27 protein-coding genes are annotated in these 26,385 nt (G+C 60.8%); 16 read left to right on the forward strand and 11 right to left on the reverse strand.

What is annotated here, in order from left to right; translation table 11 throughout:
* Positions 1–15: 15 nt before the first annotated feature.
* The 8 genes from G8E10_RS10920 to hemE all read right to left on the reverse strand — a co-directional run bounded on the left by G8E10_RS10920 (position 16) and on the right by hemE (position 8,693).
* A complete protein-coding gene (locus G8E10_RS10920; RefSeq protein ID WP_092931085.1) occupies positions 16–813 on the reverse strand; it encodes a ParA family protein in 798 nt (265 codons plus the stop codon).
* Positions 800–1,459 carry a 16S rRNA (guanine(527)-N(7))-methyltransferase RsmG gene (gene rsmG / locus G8E10_RS10925; protein WP_167128702.1) on the reverse strand — a complete coding sequence of 220 codons (660 nt, stop codon included), beginning with the start codon at positions 1,457–1,459 and terminating at the stop codon, positions 800–802. The genes G8E10_RS10920 and rsmG overlap by 14 nt, the downstream gene beginning before the upstream one ends.
* Positions 1,459–3,333, reverse strand: coding sequence for a tRNA uridine-5-carboxymethylaminomethyl(34) synthesis enzyme MnmG (gene mnmG / locus G8E10_RS10930; RefSeq protein WP_343289722.1), 1,875 nt, complete (start codon positions 3,331–3,333; stop codon positions 1,459–1,461). Before mnmG ends, rsmG begins: the two co-directional genes overlap by 1 nt.
* A gap of 62 nt (positions 3,334–3,395) precedes the next feature.
* Positions 3,396–4,712, reverse strand: a complete 1,317-nt coding sequence (gene mnmE, locus G8E10_RS10935; RefSeq protein ID WP_167128711.1) for a tRNA uridine-5-carboxymethylaminomethyl(34) synthesis GTPase MnmE — start codon at positions 4,710–4,712, stop codon at positions 3,396–3,398.
* A 117-nt stretch (positions 4,713–4,829) separates the two neighbouring features.
* The gene (gene rho / locus G8E10_RS10940) at positions 4,830–6,095 is read right to left on the reverse strand and encodes a transcription termination factor Rho (RefSeq protein ID WP_092931093.1); all 1,266 of its coding nucleotides are present in this window, start codon (positions 6,093–6,095) and stop codon (positions 4,830–4,832) included.
* Positions 6,096–6,295: 200 nt separating this feature from the next.
* Positions 6,296–7,047, reverse strand: a protein-coding gene (locus G8E10_RS10945) for an IS5 family transposase (RefSeq protein ID WP_167128714.1) whose coding sequence is annotated in 2 segments (ribosomal slippage) — positions 6,296–6,717 and positions 6,717–7,047 — 753 coding nt in all. Because the reading frame shifts where the segments join, the coding sequence is not laid out codon by codon here.
* A gap of 54 nt (positions 7,048–7,101) precedes the next feature.
* Positions 7,102–7,665: a protoporphyrinogen oxidase HemJ gene (hemJ, locus tag G8E10_RS10950; RefSeq protein WP_167128717.1), complete on the reverse strand. Its 564-nt coding sequence runs from the start codon at positions 7,663–7,665 to the stop codon at positions 7,102–7,104.
* Positions 7,662–8,693 carry a uroporphyrinogen decarboxylase gene (gene hemE / locus G8E10_RS10955; RefSeq protein ID WP_167128720.1) on the reverse strand — a complete coding sequence of 344 codons (1,032 nt, stop codon included), beginning with the start codon at positions 8,691–8,693 and terminating at the stop codon, positions 7,662–7,664. The genes hemJ and hemE overlap by 4 nt, the downstream gene beginning before the upstream one ends.
* A gap of 406 nt (positions 8,694–9,099) precedes the next feature.
* Between hemE and G8E10_RS10960 the strand changes: the two genes are divergently transcribed.
* From G8E10_RS10960 to dnaQ, 5 genes are read left to right on the forward strand one after another with little or no spacing between them, the layout of a single operon-like run.
* Positions 9,100–9,921, forward strand: a complete 822-nt coding sequence (locus tag G8E10_RS10960) for a pyruvate, phosphate dikinase/phosphoenolpyruvate synthase regulator (protein WP_167128723.1) — start codon at positions 9,100–9,102, stop codon at positions 9,919–9,921.
* Positions 9,922–9,949: 28 nt separating this feature from the next.
* The gene (locus G8E10_RS10965; RefSeq protein WP_167128726.1) at positions 9,950–10,576 is read left to right on the forward strand and encodes a Maf-like protein; all 627 of its coding nucleotides are present in this window, start codon (positions 9,950–9,952) and stop codon (positions 10,574–10,576) included.
* Complete coding sequence (locus G8E10_RS10970; RefSeq protein WP_167128729.1) at positions 10,569–11,432, forward strand: shikimate dehydrogenase; 864 nt, start codon at positions 10,569–10,571, stop codon at positions 11,430–11,432. The genes G8E10_RS10965 and G8E10_RS10970 overlap by 8 nt, the downstream gene beginning before the upstream one ends.
* Positions 11,429–12,019, forward strand: coding sequence for a dephospho-CoA kinase (coaE, locus tag G8E10_RS10975; RefSeq protein WP_167128731.1), 591 nt, complete (start codon positions 11,429–11,431; stop codon positions 12,017–12,019). Before G8E10_RS10970 ends, coaE begins: the two co-directional genes overlap by 4 nt.
* A 48-nt stretch (positions 12,020–12,067) precedes the next feature.
* Positions 12,068–12,766: a DNA polymerase III subunit epsilon gene (gene dnaQ, locus G8E10_RS10980; protein WP_167128734.1), complete on the forward strand. Its 699-nt coding sequence runs from the start codon at positions 12,068–12,070 to the stop codon at positions 12,764–12,766.
* Positions 12,767–12,825: 59 nt separating this feature from the next.
* Here the strand turns inward: dnaQ and secB are convergent, their stop codons facing one another.
* A complete protein-coding gene (secB, locus tag G8E10_RS10985; protein WP_110730434.1) occupies positions 12,826–13,317 on the reverse strand; it encodes a protein-export chaperone SecB in 492 nt (163 codons plus the stop codon).
* A 134-nt stretch (positions 13,318–13,451) separates the two neighbouring features.
* On the reverse strand, positions 13,452–13,943 hold the full coding sequence (locus G8E10_RS10990) for an FxsA family protein (RefSeq protein ID WP_167128738.1): 492 nt from the start codon (positions 13,941–13,943) through the stop codon (positions 13,452–13,454).
* Between the two features lie 220 nt (positions 13,944–14,163).
* Here G8E10_RS10990 and G8E10_RS10995 point away from each other — a divergent pair, with 220 nt between their 5' ends.
* The 5 genes from G8E10_RS10995 (at position 14,164) to gyrB (ending at position 19,679) form a co-directional block, all read left to right on the forward strand.
* Complete coding sequence (locus G8E10_RS10995) at positions 14,164–14,862, forward strand: Tim44/TimA family putative adaptor protein (protein ID WP_167128741.1); 699 nt, start codon at positions 14,164–14,166, stop codon at positions 14,860–14,862.
* Positions 14,863–14,927: 65 nt separating this feature from the next.
* Positions 14,928–16,034, forward strand: coding sequence for a murein transglycosylase A (mltA, locus tag G8E10_RS11000; RefSeq protein WP_167128744.1), 1,107 nt, complete (start codon positions 14,928–14,930; stop codon positions 16,032–16,034).
* Positions 16,031–16,600 (forward strand): Smr/MutS family protein, encoded by a 570-nt coding sequence (locus tag G8E10_RS11005; protein WP_167128747.1) that lies wholly within the window; start codon positions 16,031–16,033, stop codon positions 16,598–16,600. The genes mltA and G8E10_RS11005 overlap by 4 nt, the downstream gene beginning before the upstream one ends.
* A complete protein-coding gene (locus tag G8E10_RS11010; RefSeq protein WP_167128750.1) occupies positions 16,597–16,974 on the forward strand; it encodes a helix-turn-helix domain-containing protein in 378 nt (125 codons plus the stop codon). Before G8E10_RS11005 ends, G8E10_RS11010 begins: the two co-directional genes overlap by 4 nt.
* Positions 16,975–17,243: 269 nt before the next feature.
* Positions 17,244–19,679, forward strand: coding sequence for a DNA topoisomerase (ATP-hydrolyzing) subunit B (gene gyrB / locus G8E10_RS11015; RefSeq protein WP_092931121.1), 2,436 nt, complete (start codon positions 17,244–17,246; stop codon positions 19,677–19,679).
* A gap of 99 nt (positions 19,680–19,778) precedes the next feature.
* Here gyrB and G8E10_RS11020 read toward each other — a convergent pair whose 3' ends face one another.
* Positions 19,779–20,381 (reverse strand): nitroreductase family protein, encoded by a 603-nt coding sequence (locus tag G8E10_RS11020; protein ID WP_167128753.1) that lies wholly within the window; start codon positions 20,379–20,381, stop codon positions 19,779–19,781.
* Between the two features lie 203 nt (positions 20,382–20,584).
* Between G8E10_RS11020 and G8E10_RS11025 the strand changes: the two genes are divergently transcribed.
* From G8E10_RS11025 to trpB, 6 genes are all read left to right on the forward strand, one after another.
* The gene (locus G8E10_RS11025; RefSeq protein WP_167128877.1) at positions 20,585–21,388 is read left to right on the forward strand and encodes an aldolase/citrate lyase family protein; all 804 of its coding nucleotides are present in this window, start codon (positions 20,585–20,587) and stop codon (positions 21,386–21,388) included.
* Positions 21,389–21,623: 235 nt separating this feature from the next.
* Positions 21,624–22,895, forward strand: a complete 1,272-nt coding sequence (gene phaZ, locus G8E10_RS11030; protein ID WP_167128756.1) for a polyhydroxyalkanoate depolymerase — start codon at positions 21,624–21,626, stop codon at positions 22,893–22,895.
* Between the two features lie 157 nt (positions 22,896–23,052).
* A complete protein-coding gene (locus G8E10_RS11035) occupies positions 23,053–23,505 on the forward strand; it encodes a DUF2852 domain-containing protein (RefSeq protein ID WP_110801154.1) in 453 nt (150 codons plus the stop codon).
* A gap of 129 nt (positions 23,506–23,634) precedes the next feature.
* The gene (locus G8E10_RS11040; protein WP_167128760.1) at positions 23,635–24,414 is read left to right on the forward strand and encodes a M48 family metallopeptidase; all 780 of its coding nucleotides are present in this window, start codon (positions 23,635–23,637) and stop codon (positions 24,412–24,414) included.
* Between the two features lie 75 nt (positions 24,415–24,489).
* Positions 24,490–25,164, forward strand: coding sequence for a phosphoribosylanthranilate isomerase (locus G8E10_RS11045; protein WP_132712457.1), 675 nt, complete (start codon positions 24,490–24,492; stop codon positions 25,162–25,164).
* Positions 25,161–26,381: a tryptophan synthase subunit beta gene (trpB, locus tag G8E10_RS11050; RefSeq protein ID WP_110730334.1), complete on the forward strand. Its 1,221-nt coding sequence runs from the start codon at positions 25,161–25,163 to the stop codon at positions 26,379–26,381. Before G8E10_RS11045 ends, trpB begins: the two co-directional genes overlap by 4 nt.
* Positions 26,382–26,385: the final 4 nt, after the last annotated feature.

Here is a 26,385-nt window from a genome sequence, read left to right on the forward strand (position 1 = left end):
CTGGAGCCGAATCGATTACGCCGCAGCTTTCCGCTGGCGCTCGCGTTGAATAACTTCCGACGCGAGCTGCAGATAGGCCTGGCTGCCGGCACATTTAAGATCGTAAAGAATAGCAGGCTTTCCATAGGACGGCGCTTCGGAAACCCTGACGTTACGTGGAATGAGCGTATGGTAAACTTTCTCGCCCAGATGTGTACGCACGTCACTCACGACCTGTTGTGCAAGGTTGTTCCGGGAATCGAACATTGTCAGGACGATACCTTGGATATCGAGCTGCGGATTAACGCTCCTTCGGATCTGATCGACGGTTTCCAGCAATTGGCTAAGCCCTTCGAGCGCAAAGAACTCGCACTGAAGCGGCACGAGAACCGAATGCGCGGCGGCCATGGCGTTCATGGTCAGCAGATTGAAGGATGGCGGGCAATCGACCAGAATATAGGAATAGGCCAGTGCTTCCGGTGTCCCGAGAGCCTTCTTCAAGCGAAAAACACGGTCGCTCTGACTGGAAATTTCCATCTCCAGACCAAGAAGATCCATGGTCGAGGGAATGATCGACAAGTTCGGAACGACAGTCGGATGAACGATCGTATCGATCGTATGCGTTCCCATCATCAGGTCGTAGGAAGAATACCGACGATCACGGCGCTGAATACCGAGCCCGGTGCTCGCATTGCCCTGAGGATCCAGATCGATGATCAAGACAGATTCACCGATTGCAGCTAGAGCGGTCGCGAGATTGATGGCTGTCGTCGTTTTACCAACGCCGCCCTTTTGGTTCGCAATCGTAATGATCCGATTTTTATCGCGCGACATTGATCGCTCCTGCGCCCTGGCTCAGCTGCTGCATCCGCGTGATCTCGAGAATGACGGAGTCAGCCTCGACAATGCTTTGGTGTTTTACCAGATCGAAATCATACCGACCACGCGCATTCGCGACTTCCGTCTCGTAATCCCTGCCTTTGTGAAAGAAAGCGCGTGTCGCACCACTCGCCATCCAGGGCGCGATGAACTGCAGCAACAGGGACAGATCGGCAACGGCCCGCGCAGAGATCGCATCGCAAGCCGGAATTTTCGTGGGAGCGTCTTCAATACGCAGAACATGAACGGAGCCTCGTGCACCCGTTTCCTGCAATGCGACGCGAAGGAATGCTGCTTTCTTCTGATTGCTCTCAACGAGATGAACCCATCCTTCCGAGATTTCGGAAAGAAGAATGGCTGTGATGACACCGGGAAATCCGCCACCGCTTCCCAAATCGATCCACGTCTTCGGGCCGGGCGCGAGCGCATAAATCTGAGCGCTGTCCCGGATATGTCGGTTACCGATGTCTCCAAGCGTGGAGGGAGCCACAAGGTTGATCGTTTTCGCCCATTTCAGGAAGAGCTGGGTAAAATGTTGAAGCCTCTCGGTCGTTTCACGTGAAACACGCAAGCCGATCAATTCCGCGGACTGACTCGCCATCAGTGTACACCTTGTGCTGCATCACGCCGCTCATAGCGCTGCAGATGGGTCAGAATCAGCGTAGCGGCTGAAGGTGTCATACCATCAATGACTTGAAGCTGGGCAAAATTTCGCGGTTGTATCCGCGTCAGCTTCTGTTTCAGCTCATTGGAAAGGCCGGGAAGATCTGCGTAAGCGAAATCGTCCGGTATTGTTCGCTCCTCTTCCTTACGCGCTCGAACGATATCGGCAGCCTGCCGATCCATATAGACAGCATAGTGCGCGTCAATTTCGATGGCTTCGGCCAGTTTGGCCGGCACCTTCGCGAGATCCGGCCAGATGCCGGAGAGACGGGAGAGTGTAATATCGGCATGCGACAGTAGATCGAAGGCGGAGCGTCTCTGTCCGTCTTTGTTAAGATTGAAACCATGCGCACCCGCTTCGTTTGGCGTCAGCATCCGCTGATGAAGCTTTTCCTTCCATTCAGCGAAGGAACTCTGCCATGCGGTAAATCGGTCATGGCGTTCGCGAGAGACGCAGCCGAGGGCGATTGCAGCCGGTGTCAGCCGCATGTCGGCATTGTCGGCCCGGAGAGACAGCCGGTACTCCGCGCGCGAGGTGAACATGCGATAGGGTTCCGCCACCCCCCTGGTGATCAGATCATCGATCATCACGCCGATATAGGAATCCGTACGGGAGAAAATATGAGGACTCTGGCCGGAAACTTTGCGCGTCGCGTTCAGGCCGGCAACAAGACCCTGCGCCCCTGCCTCCTCGTAGCCCGTCGTCCCATTGATCTGACCTGCCAGAAACAGACCGCGGATCTTCCTAAGTTCCAAGCTCGCCAAAAGCTCGCGCGGATCGACATGGTCATATTCAATCGCGTAGCCGGGCTGCAGGATCTTCGCATCCTCAAGCCCGGGTATCGTTCGGATAAAAGCTGCCTGGACTTCCTCCGGAAGGGATGTCGAAATACCGTTCGGGTAGACGGTGTGATCATCGAGACCTTCCGGTTCAAGAAAGATCTGGTGCCCATCACGCTCGCCGAACTTCACAATCTTGTCTTCGATCGATGGGCAGTAACGTGGTCCAACGCCAGAGATCTGTCCAGAATACATCGCGGACCGCTGAAGGTTCTCCTCAATGATCCGGTGGGTCGCATCGGTGGTTCGGGTCACGCCACACGCGATCTGCCGCGTCGTAATACGATCCGTCATGAAGGAGAAGGGAACGGGCTCCGCATCCGCTGCCTGACTACCAATCCTGTCCCATCCAATCGTCCGGCCATCCAGACGCGCTGGCGTTCCGGTCTTCAGTCGGCCCAATGTTACATGATGGTCTTCGAGCACTTTTGACAGCCCGATTGACGGCGCCTCACCGACGCGACCGGCTGGAATCTTTTTATCTCCGATATGAATGAGACCACGGAGAAACGTGCCTGTCGTGAGGACGACAGCGCCACAGGATATGGTCTCTCCGGTCGCGAGGACGACACCGGCAATGGCGGTCTGGTCGAGGACGAGATCGACTACATCTCCCTCTATCACCGTCAGCAAGGAGAGGTCCGCAAGTTCCGCCTGCATCGCCTGCCGGTATAGTCGGCGATCAGCCTGTGTTCGCGGCCCACGAACGGCTGGGCCCTTTTTACGATTCAGGAGCCGAAACTGGATGCCAGCCTGATCCGCCACCCGACCCATCAGTCCATCGAACGCATCGATCTCCCGGACAAGGTGACCCTTGCCCAATCCACCGATGGCGGGATTACAAGACATCACTCCGATCGTTTCACGCTTATGCGTGACAAGCGCAACATTGGCGCCGAGACGCGCAGCGGCGGCTGCCGCTTCACAGCCGGCATGTCCACCACCGACAACGATAACATCATACTTCACGATCATTTCGATTCCGATTCAATGTTTCACGTGAAACGTGCGGGACGACTCGCATGCGTTGCAGTCTATTTGCCGATACAGAATTCCGAGAAGATAACATCCAGGAGATCTTCGACATCGACCCGACCCGTAATTCGCCCCAGCGCATCTCCGGCTCGCCGAAGTTGCTCGGATTGGATATCGAGATCGACACTTTCAACAGCCTCATCCAGCGCAGTCAAACACTGCGTCAAATGATCAGCATGCCGACGGCGAGAGGGAACAGCGAATGAATCCGCTTTGGTTTGATCCGGAAGTCGCGCCGTTAGCGCCGAAATCAAAGACTGCAAGCCTTCGGGCTGCTCGACGGAGACGAACACGTCGGCCGCGGCTCTATCCCATGATTCCGAGGAAATATCAATCTTGGTGGCAATTCTGAGGATCTCGATCTGGCTGTCTGGCGGAACCATAAATCCGTCCGGCGTGTCAGAGAGAGACAATATAAGATCGGCATCCTCCAGAAGAGCCATCGCTCTTCGTATGCCTTCGCGCTCGACCGGATCGACCGCCTCACGCAAACCGGCGGTGTCGAAGAGTTTCACAACGAATCCGGCTAAAGAAATATCAACACTGAGGACGTCACGGGTGGTCCCCGCGATATCCGTGACGATGGCAATGTCCTGTTTGGCGAGTGCATTCAGGAGGCTCGATTTCCCGGCATTAGGAGGTCCTGAAATGACCACACGATAGCCATCCCGAATGATCGCACCGGTCCTTGCACCAGCGAGATGTTCGGCGATTTCCGTTCTGAGTTTCTGTGTATCCTGCCAGATCATATCGCTGACGGAACCCGGAACATCGTCCTCGTCAGCAAAGTCGAGCTCCGCCTCGATCATCGCTCGGGCGTGGGTCAGACGTTTCGCCCAGCCTTGATAAAGCTGCGAAACCCCGCCGCGAGCATGTTCGCCTGCAAGGCGCCGTTGCATCTCGGTCTCGGCAGAGATCAGGTCGGCGAGACCCTCGATTTCGAGGAGGTCCAGCTTTACATGTGCAAAGGCCCGGCGCGAGAACTCGCCGGCTTCTGCATGACGAAATGTGGGGAACGTTGCGAGTTCGTCCAACAGGCGATCCACGACGGCCCGCCCACCATGAACCTGAAGCTCGACACAGTCCTCTCCTGTGAAGGAGGCCGGGCCGGGGAACGACAAGACCAGTCCCTGATCAACCACATCTCCGTTACGGGACCGAATCGTACGCAGCGTGGCCACACGCGGAGGAACAGGACCGCCGCAGAGACCCTCGCACACCGTCAACGCCGATGGCCCGCTGATCCGAATAACGGCGACACCAGAGGGCAGACCGCCGGAAGAAAGAGAATAGATCGTATCGCTGGCCGCTGACATTCGAACCGTCCGTGAAAACTTCATCTGAGATAAACGAAAAAATCCCTGGAGGATGCCAGGGATTTTCAGAATGCGTCGAACGAAACGAAAGATCAGCTTCTTGTGAGGCCGATAATCTCACGTGTTCATGGAGTCGAAGAAATCGCCGTTCGTCTTCGTCTGCTTCAACTTGTCGATCAGGAACTCGATCGCATCGGTCGTGCCCATCGGCGCGAGAATACGGCGGAGAACGAAGATCTTCTGGAGATCCTGACGCGGAACGAGCAGGTCTTCCTTGCGGGTACCGGACTTCAGAATGTCCATCGCCGGGAAGATACGCTTGTCGGCGACCTTGCGGTCGAGCACGATTTCCGAGTTGCCCGTGCCCTTGAACTCTTCGAAAATGACTTCGTCCATGCGGCTGCCGGTATCGATCAGCGCTGTCGCGACGATCGTCAGCGACCCACCTTCTTCGATGTTACGTGCAGCACCGAAGAAGCGCTTCGGACGCTGCAGGGCGTTGGCATCCACACCACCGGTGAGAACCTTGCCAGAGGACGGCACGACGGTGTTGTAGGCGCGGCCGAGGCGGGTGATGGAATCGAGCAGGATGACAACGTCGCGACCATGCTCGACAAGACGCTTGGCCTTTTCGATCACCATCTCGGCGACCTGCACGTGCCGCGTGGCCGGTTCGTCGAAAGTGGAGGAAACGACCTCGCCCTTCACGGAGCGCTGCATGTCCGTCACTTCTTCCGGCCGCTCATCGATGAGGAGAACGATCAGATAACATTCCGGATGGTTGGCGGTGATCGAATGCGCGATGTTCTGCAGCAGCACCGTCTTACCCGTGCGCGGCGGCGCGACGATCAGGCCGCGCTGGCCCTTGCCGAGCGGTGCCACGAGATCCATGACGCGCGAGGAAAGATCCTTGGAGGTGGGAACCTCGAGTTCCATCTTGAAGCGCTCGTTCGGATAGAGCGGCGTCAGGTTGTCGAAGTGCACCTTGTGCCGGATCTTCTCCGGATCTTCGAAATTGATCGTGTTGACCTTGAGGAGCGCGAAATAGCGTTCGCCTTCCTTCGGTCCGCGGATCGGACCCTCGACCGTATCTCCGGTCTTCAGCGAGAAGCGCCGGATCTGGGAAGGAGAGATGTAGATATCGTCGGGGCCGGGGAGGTAATTGGCATTGGCGGAGCGTAGGAAGCCGAAGCCGTCCTGGAGGAGCTCGACCACACCTTCGCCGATGATCTCGACGTCCTGCGCCGCGAGCATCTTCAGGATGGCGAACATCAGCTCCTGCTTGCGCATCACGCTGGCGTTTTCGACCTCCACCGACTCGGCGAACGCCAGAAGGTCGGTTGCAGATTTGTTCTTGAGGTCTTGGAGCTTCATTTCAGCCATGAAGGAAAATCACACTTGCAGAGGGAATGGAAGGGCTGGCGCTGTGTGGGTCAAGGGAGCGGCAGGGGGATAGCCACTCGAACTCTAACGCGCGCCAGAAAGATGGGATGTCACACGCTAGCGACTTCCGGCCTGCACCGCAAGGGGGCTAGCGATGTGAGAGGCTAAAATGTCCGTGATGGCCTAGGGTCTGTTGAGGTTCATCGCGAATGGATGATGGCAGCGGCGAGATGGATGATAGCTTTGAAGCTTGTGTCGGTTTTGCAGGCTCGCATAGCGATGCGCTTGAAGTCCTTCAGTTTGCAGAAGAAGTTTTCGATGAGATGACGCCATTTATAGAGTTCGGCGTCGATCTTCAGAGGCGAGGCCCGTCTGGGATGCTGGGAGATGACGATCTTGGCACCACGTTCGTTCAAGTCTGCGATGATGGCGTTGCTATCGAAGGCCTTGTCGGCGATCAGTCCTCCGAAGGAGAGACCCTCAATCAGCGGCGCGACGCCGACCGTGTCGAAGCGCTGGCCGGGCATCAGGACAAAGCGCACCAGGTTGCCGAGCGCATCGGTAAGAGCCAGGATTTTAGTCGTCATGCCACCCTTGGAACGGCCGATGGCCTGGCTTTCAGTCCCCCTTTTGCACCTTGTCCATGGCGGTGGACCTTGACGATGGTTGCGTCGACCATGGCGTATTCCATGTCTGGCTCATCCGAGCAGGCTTCGAAAAATCGTACAAAAACATCGGCTTTGACCCAATCGCGAAAGCGCACAAACACTGTGTTCCATTTGCCAAAGGACGCGGGCAGGTCACGCCACGGGCTGCCCGTGCGAACGATCCAAAGCACCGCCTCGACAAACAGCCGGTTGTCGCTTCCGTTCCGTCCAGGATCACCCGACTTGCCGTTACAATGCGGTTCCATCTTCGCCCACTGGGCATCAGTCAAAACAAATCGTTCCATCCAGAGCTTGAATCATAATCTCCAAACAAATGGAATCCTGAACCTCAACACGCCTTAAAACGGCTTTACGATGACGAGGATCACGATGACGATCATCAGAACGGTTGGCACCTCGTTCATCAGTCGCCAATAGCGCGCCGTGCGTCGCGCGCCATCGCGCGAAAAACGCCCGACGGCATCGGCATAGTGCACATGCACGCCGGTCAGCAGGATCACGGCAAGGATCTTGGCATGAAGCCAGCCGCCCTGAAAACCGTAGACGCTCCAGGCGAGATAGAGCCCGAGCGTCCAGGTGATCATCATGGCCGGGCGCATGATCACCTTCATGAGCCGCTGCTCCATCACCTTGAAGGTCTCCGACGTCTGCGAGCCCGGCTCGGCGTCGGTGTGGTAGATGAACAGGCGGGGCATGTAGAGGAGGCCGGCCATCCAGGAGATGACGGCCACGACATGCAGCGCCTTGATCCACAGAATGAGATCGGCCGGCTGCCAGACGATCAGCCCAACGATAACAGCCACAAGCACCGAAAGCGCCACAAAGGCCCGTACGCGCGATTTGCGGCCTGCAGGGGCATCCGTCTGCCGCGTGCCACTCTCATCGCGCTCTGGGGTGCTCATACACGGCTCCTGACACGAGCCACGAGATCGGCGACATGCGCAGGATCGGCTTGCGGCGTGATGCCATGGCCGAGATTGAAGATCAGAGGGCCTTGTCCGAGACGGTCGAGGATATGATCGATCCCTTCCTCGAGAGCCTTGCCGCCTGCAACGACACGCATCGGATCGAGATTGCCCTGCACCGGGCCTTCCTTCTGCAGGTCGGCCGCAAACGACAGCGGCACCGACCAGTCGAGACCGATCGCATCGGCTTGCGTCTTCTGGCGATAGTCCTTGAGCAGCAAACCGGCCCCCTTGGCGAAGGCGATGATCTTCGCATCGGGCCTGCGTGCCCGCACGCTGTCGATGATCCGACGCACGGGAGCGACCGCAAACCGCTCGAACGTATCCTCCCCGAGCACACCGGCCCAGGAGTCAAAGATTTGCACGGCATCCGCACCGGCGTCGAGCTGCGCGACGAGATAGTCCGCGGACAGTTCGGCGAGGAGGGCGAGCAGCGCATCGAAGACTTCCGGGTTCCGATAAGCGAACAGCCGTGCCGGCGCCTGGTCCGGTGTCCCGTGCCCGGCGATCATGTAGGTCGCGACCGTCCAGGGTGCACCGCAGAAACCGAGCAGTGCTGTTTCCGTCGGAAGCTCCCGGCGCAGGCGCGCCACGGTTTCGATGACGGGACGCAGATGATCGGTCACCGGCCTTCCGTCGAGAGCCTTGATACCGTCGACATCGATCGGATCGAGCTTGGGTCCGCTGCCTTCCTCGAAGCGGACATTGCGCTTTAGGGCATCGGGAATGACGAGGATGTCGGAAAACAGGATGGCCGCATCGAAAGCGTAGCGCCGGATCGGCTGCAGCGTCACTTCCACGGCAAAGTCCGGGGAATAGCAGAGATCGAGAAAGCTCCCGGCCCTTGCCCGCGTCTCGCGATATTCCGGCAGATATCGTCCGGCCTGGCGCATCAGCCAGATGGGCGGAGGCGTCACCGTCTCCCCGTTCAGAACACGGACGAGCTTGCGGTTTTCAGACGTCACACACAGCTTCCCTCTTAAAATAGAATCTTGAATCTAAGGGTTTCTATTTCTTAGAGTCGGTGACTATCAAGGATTAAAGGTTGTCCGTCCTTTGTCCCCAGAACGCCATTCCGTCCAAATTGGCGGGACGATGATCAGGCGCTTGAGGGACAACATAGGGAGCAAGTCGAAAAAATCCCGTCATTCAAGCAACTTGGCTGTCGTCCAATTTCTCCTCTGCCTGTGGATGACCTGTTGAGGATCGGCGGCGATCGGTCGCATCGCGAGTCTTTTTCACAAGTTCTCCGGAAAGATCGCCGGCGCGGGTCTCTTTGTGAATAAGTCGGAGGTTTTCCCCTTGCCTGCCGGGCCGGCTCCCCCCTAGGCTCGGTTTATCCACCATCATCAACAGGCGGCCAAGAATAGCGTGGACAATCACAAAAACTATTTCCACCTGCATCTGATCTCCGACTCGACGGGCGAAACGCTGATCGCGGCGGGCCGGGCAGCCGCGGCGCAATTCCAGACCTATCATGCGCTGGAGCACGTCTATCCGCTGATCCGCAATCGCAAGCAGCTGATGCAGGTGCTGGAGTCGATCGACACGGCGCCGGGCATCGTTCTCTACACGATCGTCGATCGCGAGCTGTCCGACATCATCAATGCCCAGTGCCAGCAGATCGGCGTGCCCTGTGTGTCCGTGCTAGAGCCGATCATCGATCTCTTCCAGACCTATCTCGGCACCTCGTCGCGGCGGCGGTCCGGCGCCCAGCATGTCATGGATGCCGATTATTTCGCGCGGATCGACGCGCTGAACTTCACGATGGATCATGATGACGGCCAGCTTCCGGCCGACTTCAACGATGCAGATGTCGTGCTGATTGGGATCAGCCGAACATCGAAGACGCCGACCAGCATCTACCTTGCCAATCGTGGCATCCGCACTGCCAACATTCCGATCGTGCCGGGGTTGCCCCTGCCGGAACGACTGCTGGAGGCGACGAAGCCGCTGGTCGTCTGCCTCATCGCGACGGCCGATCGCGTCTCCCAGGTTCGCGAACACAGGGTGCTTGGCACGACACAAGGGTTTCACGGGCAGGACTATACGGATCGTGCAGCGATTGCCGAGGAACTGAAATATGCCCGTGCGCTCTGCGCCCGCAACAACTGGCCGATCATCGACGTCACGCGACGCTCGATCGAGGAAACGGCCGCCGCCATCGTTGCCCTGAGGCCGCGCCTGCGCTAGTCCGCATCGCGATAGGGAGAGATCATCCATGACGCATCAGCTTGTCCTCGCCTCTGCGAGCCCGTTCCGGCGCATGCTGCTCGAGAATGCCGGCATCGCCTTTACGTGGCAGGCGGCCGAGATCGACGAACGCGCGCTGGAAGCGCCGCTCGAAGCAGAAGGCGCATCCCCGGAAAGGGTCGCGACTGTGCTCGCCGAGGCGAAGGCTGAATCTGTCGCCTCGGCGTTGCGCAAAGGGCAAGGGGTTGGGGAAGGCACCGGTCCCGTCGTCATCGGGTCTGACCAGACGATGTCGCTCGGGGGCCGCGTGTTTCACAAGCCCGCCTCGATGAAGGAAGCGCATGACCATTTGCGCGCCCTGTCCGGCCGAACCCATCAGCTGAACAGCGCCATCGCCCTTCATCAGGATGGCAGGACCGTGTGGTCACACGTCTCGACCGCCCGCCTGACGATGCGCCCGTTCGATGACGGGTTTATCGCGCGCCATCTTGAGCGGGTGGGGGAGAAGGCCTTGACCAGCGTCGGCGCCTACCAGCTGGAAGGCGAGGGGATACAGCTGTTCGAGGCGATCGACGGCGATTATTTCACGATCCTCGGATTGCCGATCCTGCCGTTGCTCGCCGAATTGAGAAAACTGAGTGTCATCGATGCATGATTCACGTGAAACATTTGTTAACCATGCCTTCGTCGCGGGCTATCCGGTCCGCCATTCGCGCTCACCCCTGATCCATTCGCACTGGCTGAAGACACTGGGGCTGGATGGCAGCTACACCACGCGCGAAGTCACGCCCGCCATCTTTTCTGATTTCATCGCGCTTCTCAAATCCGGCCAATCCGGCTTCGTGGGGGGCAATGTCACCATTCCGCACAAGGAAACAGTGATCGCCCATGTCGATGAGGCCGATGCGCTGAGCCGGGAAATGGGTGCGGCCAACACCGTCTGGCTGGAGGAGGGCCGGCTGAAGGCAACCAATACAGACGGCCTCGGCTTCGCCGCCAATCTCGATGAGCGGGCACCGGGATGGAACAACGCCGAGACCGCCATCGTGCTCGGCGCCGGCGGTGCCAGCCGCGCGGTGATCCAGGCCGTCCGCGATCGCGGCGTCCGCACCATCCACGTGGTCAATCGCACGCTACCACGTGCCCGCGAACTCTCTGACCGTTTCGGGCGCACACGCGTTATTGCCCACGCCATGGACGCACTGCCGGAGCTTCTCACCGATGCAAGCCTCTTCATCAACACGACCTCGCTCGGCATGGATGGAACGGCGGTTCCGGACTTCGACTTCACCCGCATGCCTGACAACGCTGTCGTGACGGATATCGTCTATGTGCCGCTGGTTACGCCTATCCTGGCACAGGCAGGGGCACAGGGCCGAAGGATCGTAGACGGGCTCGGCATGCTGTTGCATCAGGCAGCGCCGGGCTTCGAAAAATGGTTCGGTCAAAAGCCTCTCGTGGACGAAACGCTGCGCGCCCTCGTCATCGCCGATATGGCGGCACACGCATGATCGTCCTCGGGCTCACGGGATCGATCGGCATGGGCAAGTCCACGACGGCCGAAATGTTCACGGCGCTGGGCGTTCCCGTCAACGATGCCGATGCCGCCGTTCATGATCTCTATCGCGGCCAGGCCGCCGCACCCATCGAGGCAGCTTTTCCCGGTTCCACGAAAGACAGTGTGGTCGATCGTGCGGCGCTCAGCGCGGCGCTGGCGAAACATCCGGACGGCTTCAAGACGCTGGAGTCGATCGTCCACCCCCTCGTCCGGGAAAGGGAGCGGGCCTTTCTCGACAGAGAAAGACAGGTAAACGCCGCCCTTGTTGTCCTCGATATTCCCTTGCTTTACGAGACGGGCGGCGAGGATCGGGTCGATAAGGTCGTGGTCGTTACTTGCGATGCCGACATCCAGCGTCAGCGGGTTCTCGCCCGTCCGGGCATGACCCCGGAAAAATTCGCCCTGATCCTGTCGCGGCAAATGTCGGACAGCGAGAAACGCGCCCGTGCAAACTATGTGATCGACACCGGTCACGGACTGGACGCCGCGCGCCAAAGAGTCGAAGAGATTGTCCGCGACCTCACTACCCGAGCGGGATAACATGTCCCCGGGTGGACAGCAGATCGTATTCGACGGAAGGAAAATGCCATGCGGGAAATCATCTTCGATACGGAAACCACCGGCCTCGACAATCGCCAGGACCGCGTCATCGAAATCGGCGGCATCGAGCTCAATGATCACTTTCCGACAGGCCGGACCTTTCATCGCTACATCAATCCCGGTGACCGCAAGGTCCATCCCGATGCGCTCGCCGTCCACGGCATCACCGACGATTTCCTGAAGGACAAGCCGGTCTTCGCCGAGGTCGTTGAGGACCTCATGGCCTTCTTTGAGGGCGCCCGCTGGGTCGCGCACAACGCCACCTTCGACATGGGCTTCATCAATGCCGAGCTGGCGCGTCTCGATCGCCCGGCGGTCTCGCAAGACCTCGTGACCGACACGCTGTCGATGGCCCGCCGCAAGCATCCGATGGGTCCGAATTCGCTCGACGCGCTCTGCCGGCGTTACGGTATCGACAATACCCACCGTACGAAGCACGGCGCACTGCTCGACTCCGAGCTTCTGGCCGAAGTCTATATCGAGATGATCGGCGGCCGGCAGGCAGCGCTTGGCCTGACCACGCAGGAAAGCCGCGCCCAGGCGGAAGCCTCCGACGACGTTGTCGCCGTGCCGCGCGAGCGCCCGGTGCCCTTGCGTCCGCGCCTTGCCGAAAGTGACATGGCCGCCCATGCGGTCCTCATCGAGAAGATCGGCGCAAAGGCCATCTGGTCGCAGTACGAGGTCTGAACGCAAAACGCCCGGGCCTTGTCGGACCGGGCGTTGAAAACGGTCGGCTTGAAGGCCGATCAGTTCGGGGTGGTGGAAACCTGGGCGCGGACGCGGTCTTCGGCCATGCGCTGCGTAAACATCTGCGCGAAATCGATCGGGTCGATCATCAGCGGCGGGAAGCCGCCATTGCGCGTCGCGTCGGCCACGATCTGGCGTGCGAACGGGAAGAGCAGGCGCGGGCACTCGATGAAGAGCAGCGGCAGCATGTGCTCCTGCGGGAAGCCGGTGACGCGGAAGACGCCGCCATAGGTCAGTTCGACCGCAAACAGAACCTTGTCGCCATCCTTGGCTTCGGCATTCAGCGTCAGCACCACGTCGAACTCCGTATCCGTCATCGGATTGGCGTTCACATTGACGTTGATGTTGATCGCCGGAGCCTTGTCGCGGGCCTGAAGCGAGCGCGGCGCACCCGGATTTTCGAACGAGAGGTCCTTGATGTACTGGGCGAGAATGTTCAGCGACGGATTTTCGCCGGTGTCACCGTTCGTGGGTGCTGCTGTGTCGGTCATGAGGCGCGTTCCTTGGAGGCGTTCGATAGAATGATGCGTTGAATGGAGCGGTTCATTGGTCGAGCGCATCTATCATTTCGGGCATGCCCTTACAACCCGAGCGGCCGGGCGGGACACCGGCGAGGGCGTTTCCGTCACCGCAGCCGGTCGTTCGGGTCGGTACGGCCGGGGTCCCTGGTAAATTCTGCGTCATCGAGATCGATCACGCCGGGGATGGCGCGAGGCCGGGTGCTGGCCGGATCAGGACGCGCACTGCTCGTCCGCGTCACCACGGTGATACGCTTGCGCAGGAACTGCCAGACCGCTTCCCGCACCGCGGGAATGAAGAGAAGGATGCCGAAGACGTCCGTCAGAAACCCGGGCAGGATCAGCAGAAAGGCGGCGACGACGATCATCGCGCCATGCACGATCTGCCGGCCGGGGTTCTCGCCCGTGCGCGATGCGGACTGGAGTTTCCGCAGGACACCAAGGCCTTGCGCCCTCAGGAGAAGCGCGCCGACGATGGCAGACAGGAGAATGAGACCGAGCGTGGCACCCACGCCAATCTCGCGCCCGACGACGATAAAGGTGGCGATCTCCGCCATCGGCAGGAGCAGGAAGAAGAGCGGGATCAGGGAAAGGCGCATTCGGTCCACGTGTTGGTTGGAAGGGTTGTCGTCGGCCCGATGCCCTAAGGCAACAGAGCGAAGAGGCGGCATTGGATCATGCGTCGGCGGTTGATCTGCTTCAAGATACCTGCCGATCTGCTTTCAACGCTTTGCCAATCTGCTCCTGGCCATTTGAATGATGGGTCCATCGCGTCTATATGGGTCTCTAAGATACATCATAAAAGCGGCATTGGTGGAAATGGGATCTTTCGACTTCGTAACATTGTTCTTTCTTGTCGCCGCGGTGATCATTTTCATCCAGCTTCGCAGCGTGCTGGGCCGTCGGACAGGCAATGAACGCCCGCCGACCGATCCCTTCTCCGCCCGTGAACCTGTGGACAGCGCCGACCCCACCGGCAAGGTCGTCCAGCTTCCCCGCCGCGACACAGTCGTGGACGAGGCGGCGCGCTATGCCGCGATCGATGCCTTCGCCAAGCCCGAGACCCCGCTGAACGCTTCGCTGCGCAAGATCGCTGATGCCGACACCGCCTTCGACCCGAAGGAGTTCGTGAACGGTGCGCGGATGGCCTATGAAATGATCGTGACCGCCTTTGCGGATGGCGACCGGAAGACGCTGAAGTCGCTCCTCTCCAAGGAAGTCTATGACGGCTTCGAATCAGCTATCGCCGACCGCGAAGCCAAGGGCGAAGTCGTCAAGTCGACCTTCGTCGGCATCGAAAAGTCCGACATCGTCTCGTCCGACCTCAAGGACGGAGAAGCGATCGTCACCGTGCGGATCTTCAGCCAGCTGATCTCGGCGACCTTCGACAAGGCCGGAACGATCGTCGATGGCGATGCGGAAGCCGTCTCTGAGGTCAACGACCTCTGGACCTTTGCCCGCGACAGCCGCTCGCGCGATCCGAACTGGAAGCTGATCGCGACCGAATCCGAGAATTGAGGTCTCGGCATCCGGGCATTTGCAGAAGAGAGCGGGCGTTCGCAGAAGAAAGATAGGGATCGCCGATGGATTTCGCGCTCCGCAAGGTCGCCTTTTCGGATCTGCCCGGCTGGGCGAGCGACGATCCATCGGATCTCCTGCCGGCACTCCGCCGGTGCCGGCATCATGTCGAAACGATCAAGCCCCACCGGACTGGATCGCTCGGCATCTCCTCACACGATCTCCTGCCCGCCTATCGCGCTGCTGATGACGTGGAAGCGCCGGACGCCTTTGCATCCCGCACCTTCTTCGAGGCAAACTTTCAGCCCTTCGCCATCGAGCGCCGGGATGGAAAGCCGGGCTTCGTCACCGCCTTCTTCGAGCCGACCGTTGCCGTCAGCCGCGAGCGCACCACTGAATACGTCTTTCCCTTCTATCGCCGGCCAGACGATCTGGTCGATCTTGATGCGACCAACCGCCCGGCATCGCTGGACGAGAGCTTCGCCTTCGCCCGAAGCATGGAAGACCGGATCGAGGAATATCCCGACCGGCGCGCGATCGAGACCGGCTGTCTTGCAGGGCGCGGGCTGGAGATCGCCTTTGCCCGGTCGAAGACCGACGTCTTCTTCGCCCATGTCCAAGGCGCGGCGCGCCTCATTTTTCCCGACGGTTCTTCGGAGCGCATCACCTATGCCGCCAAAAGCGGCCACCCCTTCTCGGCTATCGGCAGGCTTCTGATCGACCGTGGCGAGATCGATGCGGCGACCGTGTCGATGCAGTCGATCAAGGCCTGGCTCGATACGCATCCTGAGGAAGCCGACGCGGTGATGTGGCACAACCGCTCCTTCATCTTCTTTCGCGAGGCAGTGGTCGATGATCCCGCGCTCGGACCTGTCGCCGCCGCCAAGGTGCCCTTGCAGGCGGGACGCTCGCTGGCGGTCGATCGCCTGATCCATACCTTCGGCGTGCCGTTCTTCATTGCAAGCGATAGCCTGACCCGTATCGACGGAGGCCGTCCGTTCCACCGGTTGATGCTGGCGCTCGACACCGGCACCGCCATCGTCGGTCCGGCCCGCGGCGATATCTTCGCCGGGTCGGGCGACGAAGCCGGCGAGCGGGCCGGCGCGGTGCGCAACGAGGCGGACTTTTTCATTTTGATTCCGAAGGCGGCAGCGGCAAGATACGAGGCATGACGAGGAAGAAGACGCTTTCGAGCGAAGACCGCATTCTCTGGGGCAAGGTCGCCCGCTCGACGCGCGCGCTCCCCGGACGCATGGAACTGCTCGCGCTCTTCGAAGGAGAGGAGGCGCCGCCAAAGCCCACAGAGCCTATGCCCGTTCCCGCAGCGAAGGTGACGCGCGAGCCGGTGCCCGTCGCCAAGGTCGAAACGCCGCGACATCACCAGCCGCTGGAAAAGCCGGTCAAGCGCAAGCTCGCCAAAGGCCACCTGCCGATCGATGCCCGCATCGACCTTCACGGCATGGCGCAGTCGGAAGCGCATGGGCTCCTCTTGAGATTCATCACGCGGGCGCACGATCACGGCCTGCGCCATGTTCTCGTCATCACCGGCAAGGGCACGTCGATGGGCAGTGAAGGGGTATTGAAGCGCGCGGTGCCTCTCTGGTTCTCCCTGCCGGATTTTCGTTCGCTGATTTCCTCCTACGAGCCCGCTGCCCGCAATCATGGGGGCGAAGGCGCTCTCTATGTTCGCCTGTCACGGCACGGCGTCTCGCGGCATGGCTTCGGCCCCTTCGCATGACGCCCTTCGGTGAGGAGATGATCCGCCTGCGCGCCGAGCGTGGGGTGACGCAGAAGCAGATGGCGCAGGCGCTCAACGTGTCCGCGGCCTATCTCTCGGCGCTGGAGCACGGAAAGCGCGGCACGCCGAGCTTCGATTTCCTCCAGCGGGTCGCCGGGTACTTCCACATCATCTGGGACGAGGCGGATGCCTTGTTCGCGCTTGCGGCGCAGTCGAACCCGCGCGTCACCGTCGACACATCAGGCCTTCCCCCCGGCCACACGATCCTTGCCAACCTCCTGGCGGCCCGGATCCGGCATCTCCCGAACCAGACGGTTGTGGATATCACGCAACTTTTGGACAATGCGCAGAAGGGTGCTAAAGATAGTTCCTGAAACCCTCTCCGGCAAAAGAGCCTGGCGATCTTGCCTCGGGAGCTGCGAGACAAACGGAAGAACCATCCCCCGATCCCGCTTTCGCCGGATCGATTTCAAGTCCCGTTTCTGGCCGCAACCATCTGTCAGATTTGGAACCGGACCCGGAAATGCTTATATTCAGACGATTGCCAGCAAGCTGATTCGCCCTCCCGGATTCCCGCATGGCCCGGATTCTCGTATGGCAAGCGTCCGAAACGACGCCGTAACAATGGAAAGACCCGACCTCTATGACCGAACTGCCTGATGCTGCAACCGGCGCGAATGCCGAATATGGTGCCGATTCGATCAAGGTTCTCAAGGGTCTCGATGCCGTGCGCAAGCGCCCGGGCATGTATATCGGCGATACCGACGACGGATCCGGTCTGCACCACATGGTCTATGAAGTCGTCGACAACGCGATCGACGAAGCGCTGGGCGGCTATGCCGACCTCGTGACGGTGACGTTGAATGCGGATGGCTCCGTGACCGTGACCGACAACGGCCGCGGCATCCCGACCGATATCCACAAGGAAGAAGGCGTGTCCGCTGCCGAGGTCATCATGACCCAGCTGCATGCGGGCGGCAAGTTCGACCAGAATTCCTACAAGGTCTCCGGCGGTCTCCATGGCGTGGGTGTGTCCGTGGTCAATGCGCTCTCCGTCTCGCTCAAGCTGAAGATCCGCCGCGCCGGCAAGGCTCACGAGATGAGCTTCACCCATGGCGTGGCCGATGGTCCGCTGCAGGTGACCGGCGACAGCGGTGGCACGACGGGAACGGAAGTCACCTTCCTGCCGAGCACGGATACCTTCACGCAGGTCGAGTTCGACTATGGAACGCTGGAGCATCGCCTGCGCGAGCTCGCCTTCCTCAATTCCGGCGTCCGCATCGTTCTCACGGACAAGCGGCATTCCGACATCAAGCAGGAAGAGATGATGTATGATGGCGGCCTCGAGGCCTTCGTCGTCTATCTCGACCGAGCCAAGAAGCCGCTGGTCACGCGACCCGTCTCCATCCGCGGCGAGAAGGACGGCATCACCGTCGAGGTCGCGATGTGGTGGAACGACAGCTACCACGAGAACATGCTCTGCTTCACCAACAATATTCCCCAGCGGGATGGCGGCACCCACATGGCCGGTTTCCGCGGCGCGCTGACGCGCCAGGTGACGTCCTATGCCGACCACTCGGGCATCACCAAGAGGGAAAAAGTGACGCTGCAGGGCGAAGACTGCCGCGAAGGCCTGACCGCCGTCCTCTCCGTCAAGGTTCCCGATCCAAAGTTCTCCTCGCAGACCAAGGATAAGCTTGTCTCGTCCGAAGTGCGCCCGGTGGTCGAAAGCCTCGTCAACGAGGCGCTCAGCACCTGGTTCGAAGAACATCCCGCCGACGCGAAGATTCTGGTCGGCAAGGTGGTGGAAGCTGCTGCTGCCCGCGAGGCCGCCCGCAAGGCGCGCGAGCTGACCCGCCGCAAGGGCGCGCTCGACATCTCCTCGCTACCGGGCAAGCTTGCCGACTGCTCGGAGCGCGATCCGTCCAAGTCCGAACTCTTCCTCGTCGAAGGTGACTCCGCCGGCGGCTCCGCCAAGCAGGGACGCTCGCGCGAGAACCAGGCCATTCTGCCGCTGCGCGGCAAGATCCTCAACGTCGAGCGCGCGCGCTTCGACAAGATGCTCTCCAGCCAGGAAATCGGCACGCTGATCACGGCGCTCGGCACGTCGATCGGCAAGGACGAGTTCAATGCGGACAAACTGCGCTATCACAAGATCATCATCATGACGGACGCCGATGTGGACGGCGCCCACATCAGAACGCTGCTGCTCACGTTCTTCTTCCGCCAGATGCCGGAACTGATCGAGCGCGGCCACCTCTACATCGCCCAGCCGCCGCTCTACAAAGTTACACGCGGCAAGTCGGCCCAGTATCTGAAAGACGAGAAGGCCTTCGAGGAATATCTCATCTCGATGGGCCTGGAAGAGGCACGCCTCGAGCTCGGTTCCGGCGAAGTGCGCGCCGGGCAGGATCTGCGCGAAGTCATCACCGATGCGCTGCGCCTGCGCGCGCTCGTCGAAGGCCTGCATTCCCGCTACAGCCGTTCCGTCGTCGAGCAGGCTGCAATTGCCGGTGCGCTCAATCCCGAACGCCTGCGCGACGACGAGAAATCCGCAGTGATCGCCCGCGAACTTGCCGAGCGGTTGGACCTCATCGCCGAGGAAACCGAACGTGGCTGGAGCGCGGAGATCGCCGGCGACGGCGGCCTGCGGCTCGAGCGCATGGTCCGCGGCGTCAAGGAACTCGCCTTCCTCGACATGGCACTGATCGCCTCGCAGGATGCCCGCCTGATCGACCAGCTGAATGCCAAGCTGCACGACATCTACGCCATTCCGCCCGTGCTGCGGCGCAAGGAAGGCACGCAGGAGATCAGCGGCCCGCGCGCCCTGCTCGACGCCATCTTCGCCAGCGGCCGCAGGGGCCTCTCCATGCAGCGCTACAAGGGTCTCGGCGAGATGAATGCCGAGCAGCTCTGGGAAACGACGCTCGACCCGAACGTCCGCTCGCTGCTGCAGGTCCGCGTCAACGATGCGACCGATGCCGACAGCCTGTTCTCCCGCCTCATGGGCGACGAAGTCGAGCCGCGCCGCGACTTCATTCAGGAAAATGCGCTGAACGTGGCGAACCTCGATATCTAACGGAATACTCTTTCCAGAGTTTCAAACTGAAAAGCCCTCGCAACCAACCGGCTGCGAGGGCTTTTTCATGTCGATCTCATGCTTTGAGATCGACGCCGATCAATCGGCCTTGAAGCTGCCGTTGAAGGCGAGTTCGGAAAGCGGACGGCGGGGGCTCGGGGTCTCCCGCGCCTGCAGGCCTTCCGGCAGGACCGACTTGTCGCCGACCCGGCCGATCGCAACGCCGGCTTCGACGCGGTAGCCTTCGGGAATGTCGAGGATCTCGGCAGCCTTGTCGAAGTGGATGCCGGTCATGCCATGCGCCTGGTAGCCCAGCAGCATCGCCTGATGGGCGATGGCGCCCCAGGCCGAGCCCGCATCGAAGCTATGGCTGTAGGACGGCTTGGATTCGGTGGAGCCCGGTGCCGTAAAGTGCGTTTTGGAAATGATGATCACCAGCGCGGAGGCGGACTTCGCCCAGCTCTGGTTGAAATCGTTGAGGATCGGGAGAAGCGTGTCCCATTCCGGCGTGCCGCGCAGCGCGTAGGAGAAGCGCCAGGGCTGCGAGTTGAAGGCGGATGGCGCCCAGCGGCCGGCTTCGAGAATCGTCAGAAGCTCCGCTTCGCCCATCGTCTCGTCCTTGAAGGCACGGGGCGACCAGCGGTCGAGAAAGCTAGCTTCGATCGGATGGTCTGCCTGTCGGAAATTGCTCGACGTGGTCATGGTTCTGGTCCTTCGAGTGGATCGGCCGCTGTGCCAGCGGTTGCCGATGGGAAAAGCATGGGCGCGACGGAGAGCGCACTGCACCATCTAGTAAGTCCGTGCCATTCCCGACAAGATGCTTTCGGCGAATAGAGTGTCTTCACCATGGAGACGATTGCCTGATGCCCTATCTGAGAAAGGGTGAGCGCGAGAAGGAGAGCGACGTGCCGGCACCGATCAACCCATTCAAGGCCGCGCTGAACGAGCGACGCTTCCAGCTCGGTTTCTGGGTGGCACTGGCCAGTCCCTATGCCGCCGAGATTCTCTCCGGCAGCGGCTATGACTGGCTGCTCATCGATGGCGAGCACGCCCCGAACGACATTCCCTCGCTCGCAGCGCAGGTACAGGCGCTGAAAGGCTCGCAGAGCCATGCGGTCGTCCGCCTGCCGGTGGGCGAGACATGGATGATCAAGCAGATCCTCGATGCCGGCGCCCAGACCGTCATGATTCCGATGGTGGAAACCGTCGAGGAAGCCGAGCGGCTGGTGCGGGCTGTGCGCTATCCGCCGCGCGGTGACCGAGGCGTTGGTGCGGCGCTCGGTCGGGCCTCCAGCTTCAGCCGCATCGGTGACTATCTGGAAACGGCGGATCGCGAGATCTGCCTGATCGTGCAGATCGAGAGCCGGGCGGGTCTGGCGGCTCTCGACCGGATCGCCGCGATCGACGGCGTGGATGGATTGTTCATCGGCCCGTCCGATCTCGCGGCCGACATGGGCCTTCTCGGGCAGCCGGGCCATGCCGATGTCACGGCAGCCATTCGCGATGCCTTCGCGCGGATCGCCAAGGCCGGCAAGGCGTCCGGCATCATGACGCTGAACCTCGATCAGGCGCGGCTCTATCGTGAACTCGGCGCGGACTTCATGGCGATCGGCACGGATGTGACGACGCTCGTGGAAGCAACGACCCGGCTGCGTTTGCAATATCAAGGCGATGAAACGTCCCATACCACAGGATCGTCCGGGTATTGATAGGGCTTATCGACTTGTCAATGCCTTCGGGCGCACACTTCGTCGAGGAATGAGGGAGGATTTCAAGATGATGGCAGAGGAAGGTCTTGCGACAGTTTCGCACCGGCCAACCGTGATACTCTAACGCACTTGCCGCACTGCACAATAAAGCGTAGCCTATCATATTAGAGGAATATGAAACGGAGACTTTACGCCAGAACTGTCTCCGCTCATGGTAAAAAGGAGTTTGTATCCAATGTTTTACCAGTTCTATGAGCTGAATCATGCGATTATGGCCCCCTGGCGTGCCGCAGCCGACGCCATGCGTCTGGCCTATAGCAATCCGCTCAATCCGCTGTCGCAAACCTATCTCGGCCGCACCGCAGCAGCCGGTCTCGAAGTCTTCGAACGCTCGACCCGCCGCTATGGCAAGCCGGAATTCGGCCTGCATGAGACGATCATCGACGGCCAGCCGATTTCGATCGACGAGAAGATCGTCTGGCGGCAGCCCTTCTGCAATCTCATTCATTTCGAGCGCGTTCTCGAAAAGCCGGCCCGGTCCGATCCGCGCGTCCTGATCGTCGCCCCGATGTCCGGTCATTACGCGACCCTTCTACGCGGCACCGTCGAAGCGCTGCTGCCGACGTCCGACATCTACATCACGGACTGGATCGACGCGCGCATGGTACCCCTGACGGAGGGGACGTTCGATCTCGACGACTATATCGAATACATCATCGAGATCCTGCATTTCCTCGGGCCCGATACGCATGTCGTCGCAGTCTGCCAGCCGGCGGTTCCCGTTCTCGCCGCCGCCGCCATCATGGAAGCCCGGGGCGATGCGCTCTCGCCTGCCTCGATGACGCTGATGGGCGGGCCGATCGATACGCGGATCAACCCGACCGCCGTCAACAAGCTGGCCAAGGACAAGCCAATCGAATGGTTCCGCGACAATGTCGTGATGCCTGTTCCCTTTCCGCAGCCGGGCTTCATGCGGCCGGTCTATCCCGGCTTCCTCCAGCTCTCCGGCTTCATGTCGATGAACCTCGACAGGCATATCAATGCCCAGAAGGAATTCTTCGACCATCTCGTCAAGCATGACGGCGATGCGGCGGAGAAGCATCGGGAATTCTACGACGAATATCTCGCCGTGATGGACCTGACCGCCGAATTCTACCTGCAGACCGTCGATGTCGTGTTCATGCAGCACGCTTTGCCGAAGGGCGAGATGATGCATCGCGGCGAGCGGGTGGATACGCACGCGATCCGCAAGGTCGCTCTGCTAACGGTGGAAGGCGAAAACGACGACATCTCAGGCGCGGGGCAGACGGCGGCGGCACAGACCATCTGTTCCAATATTCCGGACCATATGCGGATGCATTACGTGCAGCCGGATGTCGGACATTACGGCGTTTTCAACGGTTCGCGCTTTCGTCGGGAAATCGCACCGCGCATCACCGTCTTCCAGCGCGAGCACGGCCACAAGGCTGCAGCCGTCAAGGTCATCAAGGGTGGAAAAACCGCTTGAGAGCGGAAAAACGAACGGAAACATCAAAAAATGGTGAGATCGGGCAAGCCTTTGCCCGATTTTTGGTCGCATCGTCTTGTGATGGAATGGACCTGTTCCCACATCGAAGAGAGCGGGTTCGACGATCGAACCCCTCTATAGATGAGGACCAATCCCCATGAATCAGAATGCCTTGATCCGTCCTGACTGGACGCCCGCGACCATTGCGTTGATGGTTCTCGGCTTCGTCGTCTTCTGGCCGCTCGGTCTGGCCATGCTTGCTTACATCCTCTTCGGCGAACGCCTGAAATCCTTCAAGCGCGACGCGAACGCCTCCGTCGATACTGTCTTTTCTACGTTCAGGGGCGGCTTCGGCGGCTTTGGCAAAACGGGTTTTTCGCGCGGCACGTTCCGCGCCGGCAATACCGGCAACGTCGCTTTCGACGACTGGCGCGAAGCCGAACTGGCGCGTCTCGATGAAGAGCGCCGCCGTCTGGACGATATGCGCGAAGATTTCGACGCCTATGTCCGCGAGCTGCGCCGCGCCAAGGATCAGGATGATTTCGACCGCTTCATGCGCGAACGTAACAACCCGTCGAACGGCCCGGTCACCGGCTACACCGGTAACTGATCCTCGACGCGCCCTGTGACCTCAGGCGCGCTTTGACGAAGAACAGGCCGGCCTTTCCTTTGCGGGGAAGGCCGGCTTTTTCATCTCCAACTTGCGGCATAAGGCCCGCGAATCATCTATCAGGAACCCATGTTTCCTTTGCTGCTCAAGCCTGTCCGCCGGAAGAAGCCGGTCGCACCTGTCCGGCCGGTGACGAAGACCGTCGTGAAGACGCTGACCGTCGACGGGCGGTCGCTTCCCCTGACGATCCGGCAGAACCCGCGGGCGACACGGATGACGCTGCGGATCGAGCCCGGCGGCCGCGCCCTCAAGATGACCATTCCCACCGGCCTGCCCGAACGCGAAATCACGCAGTTTCTCGACCGTCATCAGGCGTGGCTGGCCAGCCGGCTGGCACGCTTCTCCGGCGAAAGCGTGCTGGAGGAGGGCGGCATGATCTTCGTGCGCGGCGTGGCGCACCGCATCGAGCGCACTGGCCGGCTCCGGGGTGTGACGGAAAGCGTCGTGGTCGATGACGAGGCGGTGCTGCGGGTCAGCGGCGCGCCGGAACATCTCGGCCGGCGCATCGCCGATTTCCTGAAGAAGGAAGCCCGCAAGGATCTGGAGCACTTGGCACCTGCCCATGCGCTGCATGTCGGACGGCGGATCAAGTCGCTGACGTTGCGCGATACGCGGAGCCGCTGGGGGTCCTGCGCTGTGGATGGAGCGCTGAATTTCTCCTGGCGTATCGTTATGGCGCCGCCTTACGTCATCGATTATCTCGCCGCCCATGAGGTCGCTCACCTCAAGGAAATGAACCACGGCCCGAACTTCTGGGCACTCTGCGAGCGCCTCTGCCCGCGCACGGCCGACGCCCGTCACTGGCTGAAGCGCAACGGTACGCTGCTCCACGCCATCGACTTCACCTGATCGCATCCTTCGACAACGGCGCGGGCCCTTGTTTTGGCTCGACTCCCAGGCCGATTCATGCAAATGCGGTGCCTTATGACCATCGATGTCAAGATCTGCGGATTGAAGACCGCCGAAGCCGTCGACAAGGCGGTTGCCTTGGGCGCGAACCATGTCGGCTTCATATTTTTCGAGAAGAGCCCGCGCAATATCGAGCCGGACGATGCCGCACGGCTTGCCGACCGAATCCGCGGCCGGGCGAAGATCGTCGCCGTGACGGTGGATGCGGATAACGACACGCTGGACGAAATCGTCTCGTCGCTCGACCCCGACATCCTGCAGCTTCACGGCCACGAGACGGCGAGCCGCGCGCTGGATATCCGCGCCATCTACGGCCGGCCGGTCATGAAGGCATTTTCGGTGCGCGAGGCTGATGATCTGCGCGCCGTGGAGGCCTATATCGGCATTGCCGACAAGTTCCTGTTCGACGCCAAGGCGCCCAAGGGTTCCGACCTGCCGGGCGGCAATGGTGTGTCGTTCGACTGGACACTCCTCGACGCGCTTGACGCCGAGGTGGATTACATGCTTTCCGGCGGCTTGAACGCCGGAAATATCCGCGAGGCCCTGCAGATGACCGGCGCGCGCGCAATCGACATCTCCTCTGGAGTGGAAAGCGCGCCCGGCGTCAAGGATCTCGGGCGGATGGAAGAGTTTTTCGATGCCGTTGCACAGGCTTGCGCAGAGCCTTTCCGGTCAAGGAGCACGACGTGAATCAGACCCCCCTCCCCAATTCCTTCCGTTCCGGCCCCGACGAGGATGGTCGTTTCGGCATTTTCGGCGGCCGCTTCGTCGCGGAAACGCTGATGCCGCTGATCCTCGAGCTTGAAGCCGAATGGGAGAAGGCAAAGACCGACCCCGCTTTCAAGGCCGAGCTGGAACATCTCAACACCCATTATACCGGCCGTCCGAGCCCGCTCTATTTCGCCGAGCGGCTGACGGAGGAGCTGGGCGGCGCGAAGATCTACTTCAAGCGCGATGAGCTGAACCACACCGGCTCGCACAAGATCAACAACTGCCTCGGACAGATCCTGCTTGCCAAGCGCATGGGCAAGACCCGCATCATCGCGGAAACCGGGGCCGGCCAGCATGGCGTGGCGACGGCAACCGTAGCGGCCCGCTTCGGCCTGCCCTGCGTCGTCTACATGGGCGCGACCGACGTCGAGCGCCAGTCGCCGAACGTCTTCCGCATGAAGCTGCTCGGTGCCGAAGTGCGCCCCGTCACGGCCGGTCACGGCACGCTGAAGGATGCCATGAACGAGGCCCTGCGCGACTGGGTCACCAATGTGGACGACACCTATTATCTGATCGGCACCGCCGCCGGCCCGCATCCCTATCCGGAAATGGTGCGCGACTTCCAGGCCGTCATCGGCCGGGAAACGCGCGAGCAGATGCTGGCCATGGAAGGCCGCCTGCCGGACATGCTGATTGCTGCCGTCGGCGGCGGCTCCAATGCCATCGGTCTCTTCCATCCGTTCCTCGACGATGCCAGCGTCAAGATCGTCGGTGTGGAAGCGGGCGGCAAGGGTCTCGACGGCGAGGAGCACTGCGCTTCGCTGACGGCGGGCTCGCCGGGCGTTCTCCACGGCAACCGAACCTACCTGCTGCAGGACAAGGACGGGCAGATCAAGGAAGGCCACTCGATCTCCGCCGGCCTCGATTATCCCGGCATCGGGCCTGAGCATTCCTGGCTGAAGGATGCCGGCCGCGTCGAATACGTGCCGATCATGGACCATGAGGCGCTCGAAGCCTTCCAGCTTCTGACCCGCCTCGAGGGCATCATTCCCGCGCTGGAGCCGAGCCATGCGCTCGCCGAAGTCATCAAGCGGGCGCCCACGATGGACAAGGACCAGATCATCGTGATGAATCTCTGCGGACGCGGCGACAAGGATATCTTCACCGTCGGCAAGCTGCTCGGAATGGGACTGTAAGAAC

The sequence above is a fragment of the Ferranicluibacter rubi genome (genome assembly GCF_011603255.1).
Lineage (GTDB): Bacteria > Pseudomonadota > Alphaproteobacteria > Rhizobiales > Rhizobiaceae > Ferranicluibacter > Ferranicluibacter rubi.

Bases quoted from the DNA above. Each gene is read 5' to 3' on its own strand.
- G8E10_RS10920 (WP_092931085.1), bottom strand. From the start codon at position 813: ATGTCGCGCGATAAAAATCGGATCATTACGATTGCGAACCAAAAGGGC.
- rsmG (WP_167128702.1), bottom strand. From the start codon at position 1,459: ATGGCGAGTCAGTCCGCGGAATTGATCGGCTTGCGTGTTTCACGTGAA.
- mnmE (WP_167128711.1), bottom strand. From the start codon at position 4,712: ATGTCAGCGGCCAGCGATACGATCTATTCTCTTTCTTCCGGCGGTCTG.
- rho (WP_092931093.1), bottom strand. From the start codon at position 6,095: ATGGCTGAAATGAAGCTCCAAGACCTCAAGAACAAATCTGCAACCGAC.
- hemJ (WP_167128717.1), bottom strand. From the start codon at position 7,665: ATGAGCACCCCAGAGCGCGATGAGAGTGGCACGCGGCAGACGGATGCC.
- G8E10_RS10965 (WP_167128726.1), top strand. From the start codon at position 9,950: ATGACGCATCAGCTTGTCCTCGCCTCTGCGAGCCCGTTCCGGCGCATG.
- G8E10_RS10970 (WP_167128729.1), top strand. From the start codon at position 10,569: ATGCATGATTCACGTGAAACATTTGTTAACCATGCCTTCGTCGCGGGC.
- coaE (WP_167128731.1), top strand. From the start codon at position 11,429: ATGATCGTCCTCGGGCTCACGGGATCGATCGGCATGGGCAAGTCCACG.
- dnaQ (WP_167128734.1), top strand. From the start codon at position 12,068: ATGCGGGAAATCATCTTCGATACGGAAACCACCGGCCTCGACAATCGC.
- secB (WP_110730434.1), bottom strand. From the start codon at position 13,317: ATGACCGACACAGCAGCACCCACGAACGGTGACACCGGCGAAAATCCG.
- G8E10_RS10990 (WP_167128738.1), bottom strand. From the start codon at position 13,943: ATGCGCCTTTCCCTGATCCCGCTCTTCTTCCTGCTCCTGCCGATGGCG.
- G8E10_RS10995 (WP_167128741.1), top strand. From the start codon at position 14,164: ATGGGATCTTTCGACTTCGTAACATTGTTCTTTCTTGTCGCCGCGGTG.
- mltA (WP_167128744.1), top strand. From the start codon at position 14,928: ATGGATTTCGCGCTCCGCAAGGTCGCCTTTTCGGATCTGCCCGGCTGG.
- G8E10_RS11005 (WP_167128747.1), top strand. From the start codon at position 16,031: ATGACGAGGAAGAAGACGCTTTCGAGCGAAGACCGCATTCTCTGGGGC.
- G8E10_RS11010 (WP_167128750.1), top strand. From the start codon at position 16,597: ATGACGCCCTTCGGTGAGGAGATGATCCGCCTGCGCGCCGAGCGTGGG.
- gyrB (WP_092931121.1), top strand. From the start codon at position 17,244: ATGACCGAACTGCCTGATGCTGCAACCGGCGCGAATGCCGAATATGGT.
- G8E10_RS11020 (WP_167128753.1), bottom strand. From the start codon at position 20,381: ATGACCACGTCGAGCAATTTCCGACAGGCAGACCATCCGATCGAAGCT.
- phaZ (WP_167128756.1), top strand. From the start codon at position 21,624: ATGTTTTACCAGTTCTATGAGCTGAATCATGCGATTATGGCCCCCTGG.
- G8E10_RS11035 (WP_110801154.1), top strand. From the start codon at position 23,053: ATGAATCAGAATGCCTTGATCCGTCCTGACTGGACGCCCGCGACCATT.
- G8E10_RS11040 (WP_167128760.1), top strand. From the start codon at position 23,635: ATGTTTCCTTTGCTGCTCAAGCCTGTCCGCCGGAAGAAGCCGGTCGCA.
- G8E10_RS11045 (WP_132712457.1), top strand. From the start codon at position 24,490: ATGACCATCGATGTCAAGATCTGCGGATTGAAGACCGCCGAAGCCGTC.